The 11,582-nt window shown below is 66.2% G+C and carries 12 protein-coding genes; 3 read left to right on the top strand and 9 right to left on the bottom strand.

The window, feature by feature from the left end; all coding sequences use genetic code 11:
• Positions 1-251 precede the first annotated feature (251 nt).
• From N5J73_RS22845 to N5J73_RS22870, 6 genes are all read right to left on the bottom strand, one after another.
• Complete coding sequence (locus N5J73_RS22845; RefSeq protein ID WP_005411217.1) at positions 252-509, bottom strand: hypothetical protein; 258 nt, start codon at positions 507-509, stop codon at positions 252-254.
• A gap of 89 nt (positions 510-598) precedes the next feature.
• A complete protein-coding gene (locus N5J73_RS22850; protein WP_049449004.1) occupies positions 599-937 on the bottom strand; it encodes a DUF6616 family protein in 339 nt (112 codons plus the stop codon).
• A 55-nt stretch (positions 938-992) separates the two neighbouring features.
• Complete coding sequence (locus N5J73_RS22855) at positions 993-1,733, bottom strand: DNA alkylation repair protein (protein WP_049449003.1); 741 nt, start codon at positions 1,731-1,733, stop codon at positions 993-995.
• Positions 1,730-2,230, bottom strand: a complete 501-nt coding sequence (locus tag N5J73_RS22860; protein ID WP_049449001.1) for a MarR family transcriptional regulator — start codon at positions 2,228-2,230, stop codon at positions 1,730-1,732. Before N5J73_RS22860 ends, N5J73_RS22855 begins: the two co-directional genes overlap by 4 nt.
• A gap of 73 nt (positions 2,231-2,303) precedes the next feature.
• Positions 2,304-3,602 (bottom strand): HAMP domain-containing sensor histidine kinase, encoded by a 1,299-nt coding sequence (locus N5J73_RS22865; RefSeq protein ID WP_049449110.1) that lies wholly within the window; start codon positions 3,600-3,602, stop codon positions 2,304-2,306.
• Between the two features lie 32 nt (positions 3,603-3,634).
• Positions 3,635-4,342 (bottom strand): response regulator transcription factor, encoded by a 708-nt coding sequence (locus N5J73_RS22870; RefSeq protein WP_049448998.1) that lies wholly within the window; start codon positions 4,340-4,342, stop codon positions 3,635-3,637.
• A gap of 106 nt (positions 4,343-4,448) precedes the next feature.
• On the opposite strand from N5J73_RS22870, the gene N5J73_RS22875 reads away from it, so the two are divergent.
• Complete coding sequence (locus N5J73_RS22875) at positions 4,449-5,378, top strand: pepsin/retropepsin-like aspartic protease family protein (RefSeq protein WP_049448996.1); 930 nt, start codon at positions 4,449-4,451, stop codon at positions 5,376-5,378.
• A 67-nt stretch (positions 5,379-5,445) separates the two neighbouring features.
• Positions 5,446-6,609: a serine hydrolase domain-containing protein gene (locus N5J73_RS22880; protein WP_164078584.1), complete on the top strand. Its 1,164-nt coding sequence runs from the start codon at positions 5,446-5,448 to the stop codon at positions 6,607-6,609.
• 92 nt (positions 6,610-6,701) lie between these two features.
• Here the strand turns inward: N5J73_RS22880 and N5J73_RS22885 are convergent, their stop codons facing one another.
• The 3 genes from N5J73_RS22885 to N5J73_RS22895 form a co-directional block, all read right to left on the bottom strand.
• The gene (locus N5J73_RS22885; protein WP_049449109.1) at positions 6,702-7,313 is read right to left on the bottom strand and encodes a DUF6445 family protein; all 612 of its coding nucleotides are present in this window, start codon (positions 7,311-7,313) and stop codon (positions 6,702-6,704) included.
• A 132-nt stretch (positions 7,314-7,445) separates the two neighbouring features.
• Entirely contained in the window at positions 7,446-9,095 is a 1,650-nt protein-coding gene (gene groL / locus N5J73_RS22890; RefSeq protein ID WP_057500842.1) for a chaperonin GroEL, read from the bottom strand.
• An 81-nt stretch (positions 9,096-9,176) separates the two neighbouring features.
• The gene (locus N5J73_RS22895; RefSeq protein WP_006396661.1) at positions 9,177-9,464 is read right to left on the bottom strand and encodes a co-chaperone GroES; all 288 of its coding nucleotides are present in this window, start codon (positions 9,462-9,464) and stop codon (positions 9,177-9,179) included.
• A 351-nt stretch (positions 9,465-9,815) separates the two neighbouring features.
• Between N5J73_RS22895 and N5J73_RS22900 the strand changes: the two genes are divergently transcribed.
• Positions 9,816-11,582, top strand: a 1,767-nt coding sequence (locus tag N5J73_RS22900) for an endonuclease (protein ID WP_279941356.1), incomplete at its 3' end; no start/stop codon positions are given.

The following is an 11,582-nucleotide window of genomic DNA, read 5'->3' on the forward strand; positions in this document are numbered from 1 at the left end:
TGAAAAAAGCCGCCAGGTTCGCTGGCGGCTTTCGGGAATGCGTCTGAAGCTTTCTTCAGGGTGAGCGCAGTCCTTCCTCCGCCAGTGGCTTCGGAAAGTAATACCAGTAAAAGCGGGTAGCAGCTGCGTTCATGGGATCTATTGATAGCACAGCTTTTGCGCAGTGCAAAATGTTTCATCCGCAACTGGGGACGCGGTTCAGCGGGATACGCGCCCGCCCGGCCTACACGGCGGCAACCACGCAACGTCGCTCATTTGCCATGCACTTCCACGTCCAGCAGCAGGCCCTCGTGGATGTCGGCCCAGCGTTCCAGCACGCGATCCAGTTCCTGCCGGGCCTCGTCCAGCTGCTCGGGGTTGAGCAGGGAACGCGCGGTGTAGAGGTCGGAAACCAACCGCCGCAGGGCCGATTCCTGGATGGCCACCGACGGCCCCTCCAGCCCCGGCAACTGCAACGCCGGGCTGTCGCCAAGCGGGCCGAACAGCGTGACCTGGAGCGTGCTCTGCATGATCGACTTCCCTGCGGATGGACATGGGCAACGTCCTGTTTACCGCGTCTGGGTGACAGGCGCATGTGCCATGCGCGTCCGGGGTGCCGCTACAAGGCGGCCAGATCGGCCAGGTGCTGGACCATCCCCTCGTCCGCGCCCAAGGCGTTGGTGGTGGTGAAGTACTGATGCCAACCGGTGGCGGCAATGCCGGCCACCAGTACATCGGCGTCCGCGCGGCTTGCACAGCGCCAGACCGCATAGAACTGCTCATCGCTGCCGCGCTGTACGCCCGTGGCAATGCGGCCCATCGCCAGCGGTGTGATGCGGGCTGGATCGAACTGCTGCATGCCGGCACCGATACGGGCGAAGAAGGCATTCCGCTGCTCGGGCTGGAGCGTGGTCCAGGCGGGGGTGGCGGTGTAGAGCTCGATGAAGGTGTGCGACATGGTGGTTCTTCCTTGAGGTTGACGAGATTACGGAGTTGCCAGCCAGCGGCCGGCACTACCGGAGCGAGCGCAATGCGCGTTTGCGGATGTAGGCATTGGCGTCGCTATGGCGCTCGTGCTGCCAACGCGTGCACAGCTGGCGCAGCCACTGCGGCTGGGTCTTGCCGGCATCATTGAGCCAGTTGCCCACGGAGTCCTGCACATAGCGTTCCGGGTCGTCAGCCAGTGCTTCCAGCAGCGGCAATGCATGTTCCGGGTGCCGCTTGAACAGCGCGATATGCGTGGCCCAGACACCGCGCGGACGCAGTGCTTCGCAGGCGAAGCGGCGCAGGTACGGCGATGTTTCCTGTGTCCACGGTTGCAGGTACTCAAGCGCCTGCACCGGCGCGGCAACGATGTCCGTGCGTAGCGCCAGCCACGCCCATTCGCGCACACCGAAGTGTGGATCATCGGCCAGCGTGCGCATCTGCTGCAGCTTCTCTGCCAACGTTGCGCGGGCATCGCTGCCGATCAGGTAGCAGGCCCAACCGCGCACGGTATCGGCGCGGTGATGCTGCCAGAGCGCAGGCACGCCCTGCCCCGCCTCACGCAGCAGTTGCGCAGCCAGGGCCATGCGCAGCGTGATGCCCTTGCCTGAGGCATCCTGCATGCGTTGCAGCGCTTCGGGTGCAAGCACAGGCGCCACCACTTGCAGCAGCGCGGCGAAATCCACTGCCAGGCATTCGGCCAGATGGGTGGCGGCGACGCGGCCGGTGTTGAGGGCATGCAGCCGTTCCGCCGCAATCGCCGGGCTCATGCTGCAGGCTCTCGTCCGGCATCGGTGTGCTGCCAGACCTTGTGCAGCAGCCGCGAAAGCTGCTGCTGTTCATCGGTGTCCAGACCATTGAACAGGCCACCGATCCACTGCGTGTGCTGGTCGAACAAGGTCTCGGCCAAGCGTATTCCCGGTTCGGTCAATACGATCTGCAGGCGACGGCCATCTTCGGCATCGCTGCGACGCTGCAGCAGTCCTTCACGCTGCAGGCCATCGAGCAGGCCACTGATGGTGGCGCGGGTCACGCCTGCGCGCTCGGCCAGCACGTGGGGCGGCAAGGTGCCGCCGGCCCCATGCAGCAGGAACAGCACGATGAAGCGACCCTCGCTGAGCCCGTGCGGTGCCAGCCGGGTAGCGCAGTCGCGATCGATCGACGAGGACAACGAGAGCAGCTGGAAGCACAGGCGCAGCTGCGCGGTGCTGGCATGGCCGCGTCGCTGTGCCTCATCCATCAGGGCATGGTGCTTGGCTTCCATCATCTCAGGTACGCGATATTGTTAGGCGCCTAATCATACGCAAAAATAGCCGCAACCTGTAAACCACAGCCGAATATCAGGGGAGCCTTCCCAGCAGCAGACGCGCGATCAGTCCACCCCCCTCCCGGTGCAGAAGCTGCAGTTCGCCCGCATGCCGCCGCGCCACGTTGGCGGCGACCGCCAAGCCCAGCCCGGTCCCACCCGTGGCGCGGCTGCGCGAGCTCTCGCTGCGCTGGAAGGGCTGCAGCAGGCGTACTCGGTCGCCCTCGGCGATACCTGGGCCGCGATCCATCACCTCCAGCTGGACCCCTCGCTCAACCACGGCAACCCGCAGCTCCACCGCCCCGGCATAGCGATCGGCGTTGTCGATAAGGTTGTCGAACGCACGCCGAAGCAGCAGCGCGTCGCCGTGCCAGGGCAGACTGTCCGGTCCCTGGCTGGAGATCTCTACACCGCGCAGCAACGCTGCCTGCACGCACTCCTCCAGCAGCGCGGCCAGATCCAGCGGGCGCATCTGCAACGGCTGCAGTTCACCGCGTGCGTAGTCGAGCACCTGCTCGATCATCGTGTCCATGCGCTCGATGTCCGCCACCATCCGCGCCGCCTGTGGTGTGGGCGCGAATTCGGCGCGCAGTCGCAGGCCGGTCAATGGCGTGCGCAGGTCATGTGCCACTGCAGCCAGCATATGGGTCATGTCCTGTGCCTGCGCACGCAGGCGCTCTCGACCGGTGCCGATCGCGGCGGCCAGCATCTGTACCTCGCGTGGGCCATCATCCGGCAGGGGCGTTTCGGCCTGCAGGTCCACACGTGCACTGGCATCGGCCAAACGTCGTAATGGGCGCCCCAGCCGGATCGATGCCCACGCCGCCAGCGGCGCCAACAACACGGCACCGCCCAGCAGCGCCAGTATCACCTGTCGCCGCCAAGCTGCCAGATCACTGTGATCGCTGCCGACCACCTGCCATCGGCCATCGGCTTGGCGCACGCCCAGTTCAAATGGCGGCCATTGCATCGCGGTCAGCACGGCAGCCTGCGCCTTCAGTACCCCGGCCCGCGCCGTGGCGTCGAGCAGGGCGCCGCCTTCGATGACCTGCACATCAGGCGCCTTGCCCTGTCCGCTCCATACCAGTCGAACATCCTCCACCGGCAAACCCATCTGCAGCGCCGCCAACTGGGTGAGCCAGTCACTGGCACTGCCCTGTGGTGGCGCATCCTGCGTCGCCAGATGCAGGCCCAGTGGTGCCGCGGCCTGTTCCCCTCGCAGCACCTGCACGGCCTGGTCCAACTGCATCGGTGGCGGCGCGGGCCGAGGCATCCAGCCAACCACGGCCACGCTGACCAGTGTCGCCAGCAGCAGGCTGGCCAGGGCCAGCATCGTGATCCAACGCGCGGTCGGCCACCGGCTGCTCACAGCAGCTGTACCTCGGCGTCGAAGCGATAGCCTTCGCCACGCGATGTCTGCACCAGCGATTCCGCACCGGGTGAAGCCTGCCCGAGCTTGCGGCGCAGGCGGCTGATCGCCAGGTCGACCGCGCGGTCGACGCTGTCACTGGGCTCGCCACGGCTCAGCTGCAGCAGCTGCTCGCGCCCCAGCACCCGCCCGGGGCGTTCGGCCAGCGCCAGCAACAGACTGAATTCACCACGGCTGAGCACCAGCTCGTTCCCATCCGGCGCCAGCAGGCGACGTTGTTCCGGCAGCAACCGCCAACCAGAAAAGCGCAGTTCACTGGCGACCTGCGCGCGCAGCTTGTCCTGCCGGCGCAGCAGCGCACGTACCCGCGCCAGCAGCTCGCGCGGGTCGAACGGTTTGGCCAGATAGTCGTCCGCGCCCATCTCCAGGCCGATCACCCTGTCCGGTGCGCTGCCCATCGCCGACAGCATCAGGATCGGGATGGCGCGCGCCTGCAACCGGCGGCATACCGACAGGCCATCCTCACCGGGCATCATCCAGTCGAGCACGATCAGGTCCGGACGTTCGACCTGCAGCAGCACATCCAGCGCCGCTGCGTCGGCAGCCACTCGCACGTGGTAGCCGTGCAGCAGCAGGCAATCGGCGATGGCATCACGGATGCTGGCGTCGTCATCGACAACGAGGACACGGGCGGGAGTCGTCATGAGGACAGTATCAGGCAGGTCTGTATCAGGACGGTATCAACGCCGATATTCCCGCGATACGCCGCTGCGCGCCAATGGTCACCCATGATCACTGCGGAGACTTCCCTTGCGCCTCATCCCATTCTTCCTGCTTGCTGCCCCGCTGCCTGCGCTGGCGTCCGATCCCCCCGAACACATCCTGCCGATGTGGATGCAGGGCGGTCATCCGGCCGTGGCCGTGTCGCTGGACGGGCGTGCCGAACCGCTGCGCTTCGTGGTCGACAGCGCGGCAGGCGCCACTCTGGTCGATGACCGCGTCGTGCGACGCTATGGTCTGGAGGATGCGGATGCAGAGGTATCACAGGCCCAAGGGGCCAGTGCAGCTTCCGCGCGGTTGCAGCGCATGCGCAGCACGTCCTGGCAGCTGGGCAGTTGGCAGCTGCAGGCCCAAGCCATGAAGGCCGATCTGTCGTCGTTGCCGAAGGACGATGATCCGGCCATTGACGGCTTGATCGGCAACGATCTGACCGGGCGCTGGGACACGCGCTGGGACTTCGGCCGCAATCAACTGGCGCTGTGGACACCCGGCGGATTGAATCTGGAAGGACCGGGTTGCCAGCCCAATGCGCTGCCCGGCCGCACTGGCGGCCTGCGCCAGTTCGGCTTCATCACGCTTGCACTGGGCGCGCCCGCGGTGGACGCCATCGCCGTGGTCGACACCGGTGCCGCGCAGACCGTCCTCAACGCCGAAGCCGCCCGCGCACTGGGGCTGCGCACCGACGGCAGCGACGCGCGGGTGCGGGTGCGTGAAAAGGGCACCGAAGGCCTGGGCGGCGGAAAGCAGGCAACCTGGCTGTACACCCTGCCCGGCATGACCGGCAGCGGCTGGCAGCATCCGTCGATCGAGGTCCGCATCAGCGAACTGCCAGTGTTCAAGGCGATCGGCCTGGAGGGCCGGCCGGCGCTGATCCTCGGTGCCGATGCAATGCGCGGCGGCCAGGTGGACATCGGTGCCGGCGCGGCCCGGGTCTGCCTGCGCCGGCCGCAGGCCAGCTGACATCTGGCAATGACGCCAGCGGCAGCCTGGCGTAGCATCACCGTGCGCCCCACCAGGAGTTCCACGCATGTGCCGTGCCACCCTGATGTTGCTGACGCTGCTCCCGCTGGCGGTACTAGCCGCGCCGCCACCCGTGCCCTCGCCCACTCGCATCGATGCCGAAGCACAGCGGCTGATGCAGGCAGCCCATGCGCGCGGGATGGCGCTGGCGGTGATCGATGACGGCAAGGTGGTGCATGTGGCTGCCTACGGTGAACGCAACGCCGCAGGCGAGCCGCTGCGCACCGACACCGTGATGTACGACGCATCGCTCACCAAGATGGCCTTCGGCCACCTGGTCGCACAGCTGGCGCAGGACGCGCGTATCGATCTGGATGCCAGCATCGCTACCGCCCTGGACAAACCATTGCCGGACTATCCACCGGAACCGAAGAAGTACGCCGACTACAGCGTCCTGGCGAGTGATGCGCGTTGGCGCCAGCTCACGCCGCGAAGGCTGCTGAACCACGCCAGCGGCTTCGCCAACTTCGGCTTTCTCGAACCGGATGGCCGGTTGAAGTTCCACTTCGAGCCCGGCAGCCGCTACGGCTATTCCGGCGAGGGCCTGATCCTGCTGCAGTTCGTGATCGAACGTGGGCGACTGGGCGAGGATGTGGGTGCGTTGATGCAGCAGCGCGTGTTCGATCGCTTCGGCATGGCGCACAGCAGCATGTCGTGGCGCGCGGATTTCGCCGGCAACCTGGCCGATGGCTGGACCGCCGAAGGCAATACAGAGCCGCACGATGAACGCAGTCGTGTGCGGGCGGCAGGGTCGATGGATACCACCATCACCGACATGGCGCACTTCGCCGCCGGCTATGTGCGTGGCGATGGGCTGTCTCCGGCAATGCGCAGGGAGCTGGTGCGGCCGCAGCTGCCGATCACCACCGCCAGCCAGTTCCCAACGCTGCAGCCGGAGCTGCCCGTTGCGCAGCAGCACAGGGATCTGGCCGCGGGCCTGGGCGTAGTGACCTTCCGTGGCCCCCAGGGTGCAGGCTTCTACAAGGGCGGCCACGACGATGCGGTCGGCAACACCCTGGTGTGCATCGAGCGGCACCAACGCTGCGTGGTGATCCTGGGCAACGATGTACGGGCGGAGGCTGCGTTCCCGGCACTGGTGGCGTTCGTGCTGGGTGATACCGGCGTGCCATGGCAGTGGGAGTACGGCGCGGCGAAGGCATTCGTCGAATGACGGTGCGATGACGCCTGCGTGGGGAGCGCGGCGGGATGGGAGCATCCATGCATGGCGTGTGGATCCACCTCACGCGTGGATGCCTGTCCCGCTCAGCGCGCCTGCTCGAAGAACATCAGGTACACCAGCCGGCCATTCTCCGGGCGGTCGCCGAACGCCGGCCCGGCGGTGTGCCAGAACCAGGGCCGCAGCAGCACCAGCCGGTTGAAGCGCATCGGGATGCGCATGGTCATTTCCCACTGGCTGTCGTCGTTGCTGTCGCGCTCGATGATGTCACGATGCATGTCGCCGCCGTTGGCATAGCCCAATGCGGCCAGCTCCGCTGCATCCAGGGCCATGCGCTCGGTGCCGGTGCGGCGGTGGCGGAAGAACTCGGTGCCGCCCTCGCAGTGCTCCGGTGCACTCAGGTAGAGGATGCCCGACCAGTGCGAGTGATCGGCGTGCACCTTGGCGCGGCCGGTATCACCGGCCAGGGTGAGGCGGAACTTGCCGTGCGACTGCAGTGGGTTGACCGGCCGCAGCGGTTCGTTGACCAGCCGCGAGACCGCGCCTGACAGTCCATCCAGTTCCAGCCGCTGCTGCGAATTGCGGCCGGGGAATGCGCCGTCCTGCACCGGATAGGTCAGGCCCAGCGCCGCCTGGCGCAGCCCCTGCGCATCGGCAGGAGAAAGGAAGTCGTCGACGACGATGAACGAGGTAGGCATGGCCACCGAGCGTAGCGATGCGCTGCGGCGGCGGCAACCGGGCAACGAAAAACCCCGCCTTGCGGCGGGGTTCTTCCTTGCATCGGGACGGCGTGCCGACCAGGGCCGGCACCGACCGCCGGGGGCGTGGACTTAGAAGTCCATGCCGCCCATGCCACCCATGCCGCCCATGCCACCGGCGCCACCCATGGCCGGCTCGTCCTTCTTCGGAGCTTCGGCAACCATGGCTTCGGTGGTGATCATCAGGCCAGCAATCGAAGCGGCGTTCTGCAGCGCCGAACGGGTCACCTTGGTCGGGTCCAGGATGCCGAACTGCAGCATGTCGCCGAACTCGCCGGTGGCGGCGTTGTAGCCGAAGCTGCCGGTGCCTTCCTTGACCTTGTTGATGATGACCGACGGTTCTTCACCGGCGTTGGCCACGATTTCGCGCAGCGGGGCTTCCATCGCGCGCAGGGCGATCTGGATGCCGTGGTTCTGGTCTTCGTTGGCACCCTTCAGGCCGGCCAGCGCGGTGACCGCACGGACCAGGGCAACGCCGCCGCCCGGGACCACGCCTTCTTCAACGGCTGCACGGGTCGCGTGCAGGGCGTCGTCGACGCGATCCTTCTTTTCCTTCATTTCGATTTCGGTCGAAGCACCGACCTTGATCACGGCAACGCCGCCGGCCAGCTTGGCCACGCGTTCCTGCAGCTTCTCGCGATCGTAGTCCGAGGAGGTGTCCTGGATCTGGGTCTTGATCTGGCCGACGCGTGCGTCGACGGCAGCCTTGTCACCCACGCCATCAATGATGGTGGTGTTTTCCTTGGAGACCTGCACCTTCTTGGCGCGGCCCAGGTCCTTGATGGTGGCCTTTTCCAGCGACAGGCCCACTTCTTCGGAGATCACGGTGCCGCCGGTCAGCACGGCCATGTCTTCCAGCATCGCCTTGCGACGGTCGCCGAAGCCCGGAGCCTTGACGGCCACGACCTTGACGATGCCACGGATGGTGTTGACCACCAGGGTGGCCAGCGCTTCGCCTTCGACTTCTTCGGCAACGATCAGCAGCGGCTTGCCGGCCTTGGCGACGCCTTCCAGCACCGGCAGCAAGTCACGGACGTTGGAGATCTTCTTGTCGTGCAGCAGGATGTACGGGTCATCCAGGTCAGCGGTCTGCGACTGCTGGTTGTTGATGAAGTACGGGGACAGGTAGCCGCGGTCGAACTGCATGCCCTTGACCACGTCCAGCTCGTTGTCCAGGCCCGAGCCTTCTTCAACGGTGATGACGCCTTCCTTGCCGACTTCCTTCATCGCGTCAGCGATGATCTGGCCGATCGACTCGTCCGAGTTGGCCGAGATGGTACCGACCTGGGCAATCGCCTTGTCGTCGGCGGTCGGCTTGGAGATGTTCTTCAGCTCGGAGACGGCGGCCACGACGGCCTTGTCGATACCGCGCTTCAGGTCCATCGGGTTCATGCCGGCGGCAACGGCCTTGGCGCCTTCGCGGATCAGGGCCTGGGCCAGCACGGTGGCGGTGGTGGTGCCGTCGCCGGCGTCGTCGTTGGTGCGCGAAGCAACTTCCTTCACCATCTGCGCGCCCATGTTCTCGAACTTGTCAGCCAGTTCGATTTCCTTGGCGACGGACACGCCGTCCTTGGTGATGGTCGGCGCGCCGAAGCTCTTTTCCAGAACGACGTTGCGGCCCTTCGGGCCCAGGGTGGCCTTGACGGCATTGGCGAGAACGTTGACGCCGCGCACCATGCGCGAACGGGCGTCTTCACCGAAACGAATATCCTTGGCAGCCATTGCGATTACCTCGATGTTTGCACCGGGCCGGGCCCGGCGACGAAAGGGGATGTCTTACAGAAAAGCAGGTCGCGCCGAGGCTCAGCCGATGACGGCGAGCACGTCGTCTTCGCGCAGGACCTTGTACTCGACGCCTTCGCTCTTGTACGAGCTGCCGGCGTACTGGCCGTAGATGACCTTGTCGCCGACCTTCAGCGACGGAGCGCGCACGCTGCCGTTGTCCAGCGGCTTGCCCGGGCCGACGGCCACGACTTCACCCTTGGTGGACTTTTCCTTGGCCGAATCCGGAATGACGATGCCACCGGCGGAGATTTCGTCGGCTTCGATCGGCTTGACCACAACGCGGTCGTGCAGCGGCTTGATGCTCATGAGAGACCTCTTAAGTTATTGATTGGTCTAAAAAAGTCCGGCGATGTTAGCAGTCGTACCAGGCGAGTGCCAGCAACGCGCGTGAAAAAGCCCGACAAGTCGGGAGCACGACAGAGATGGAGACCTCCACAGGCCTTTCAAGGGCTGATCCCGAAATTTTTCTCGGGACCGGGAAACCTGCCTCCCTGCGTGGACGCCTGTATAGGGATGCAGTGCGGCAAGCCAAGGGGGCATGGGGTGCTATTTAGTGATAGATGTCCCACTGTCAGATATCTGACGTTCATTTACGACAAAGTGTCACTGGATCGGCCTTAGGCTCGGCCGCGCATTCCCAATCACAAGGAGTAGTCGATGCGATTGCTGTCCCCGCTTGCCGCCGCCTGCCTGCTGGCGCTGGCCGCCGCGCCGGCCCAGGCCGAGGTCTTCATCAACGAACTGCATTACGACGACAGCACCGCCGCCGGTGACGTCGGCGAAGCCATCGAAGTGGTCGCTACCGCGGGCGAGGACCTGTCCGGCTACCGCCTCTACCTCTACAACGGCAGCAATCCTTCGGCGGCCACGGTCTACGCCAACAACCCGGTCCCGGCCGGCACCGCCGCTGGCTGCGGCAGCGCCAGCATCGCCGTGGTCAACTACCCGACCAACGGCCTCCAGAACGGCCCGAACGACGGCATCGCCCTGGTCGATGCCAGCGGCAAGGTGGTCCAGTTCCTCAGCTACGAGGGCGCCATCACTGCCTCCGGTGGCCCTGCCGCCGGCATGACCAGCCAGAACATTCCGGTGGCCGAGACCAACAGCACGGCGCCCGGCACCTCGCTGCAGCTGACCGGCAACGGCAGCCAGTACGCCCACTTCACCTGGGCCGAATCGGCCAAGCAGACGTTTGGCAGCTGCAACAACGGCCAGACCTTCAGCGGTGGCGGTACCCCTGGTCCGAACACGCCGCCGTCGGTCTCCACCACCACCCCGGCACAGGGCAGCAGCACCTTCCCGGCCGCCGCCGACCTGGAAGTGGTGTTCAGCGAGACGGTGAACCTGGCCAGCGGCGCCTTCGCGCTGAGCTGCGGCACTTCCGGCAGCGTGCCACTGACCTACCCGGCCAGCGGCCGCAATGTGAAGCTGTCCACCAACACCGCGCTGGTGGCCGGTGAAGCCTGCCGCTTCGACATCCGCGCCGCGCGCATCACCGACCTGCAGGGCGCACACCCGGCTGCCGACAGCCGCATCGCCTTCACCGTGGCAACCACCGGCGGCAATCCGGACCCGGGCAACCCCGGCGTGCCGGCCGGTTACTACTCCAGGGTCAACACCAGCAGCCCCAGCCAGCTGCGCTGCTCGCTGCACGCCACCATCAAGGGCCACACCGCCTACCCGTACAGCGGCTCGGGCACCAGTACGTGGACCATCCTGGAAATCGCCGACGAGGATCCGAACAACAGCGGCAGGATCCTGGATGCGTACCGCAACCGCAGCTACGCCAAGGTGACCGACCGCGCCGGCAGCGGCAGTGGCCTGAAGTACAACCGCGAGCACACCTGGCCGAACTCGCTGGGCTTTGCCAGCACCACCGGTGACAAGGGCCTGCCTTACGCACCGTATACCGACACCCACATGCTGTACCTGACCGACGCGCAGTGGAACGCCGACCGTGGCAACAAGCCGTTCGGCAAGTGCGACGCCAACTGCGGCGAGCGCGCCACCGAGGCCAACAACGGCCAGGGCGGCGGCAGCGGCGGTTACCCGGGCAACTCCAACTGGGTGCGCACGCCGGACGGCAACACCGGCACCTTCGAGGTGTGGGGCAAGCGCAAGGGCGACATGGCGCGTGCGGTGATGTACATGGCGATCCGCTACGAGGGCGGCAAGGATGCGGCCACCGGCCAGTCCGAGCCGGACCTGGAGCTGACCGACGATCGCAGCAGGATCGTCAAGACCAGCAGTTCGCCGGCCTACATGGGCCTGCTGTCGACCCTGATCGACTGGCACCTGTCCGATCCGCCGGATGATGCCGAGCGTGCCCGCAACGATGTGGTCTACAGCTTCCAGGGCAACCGCAACCCGTTCATCGACCACCCCGAGTGGGCGACCCCGGCCCTGTTCACTTCGGCCAAGCCT

This window comes from Stenotrophomonas sp. GD03654 (genome assembly GCF_029845105.1).
Taxonomy (GTDB): Bacteria; Pseudomonadota; Gammaproteobacteria; order Xanthomonadales; family Xanthomonadaceae; genus Stenotrophomonas; species Stenotrophomonas africana.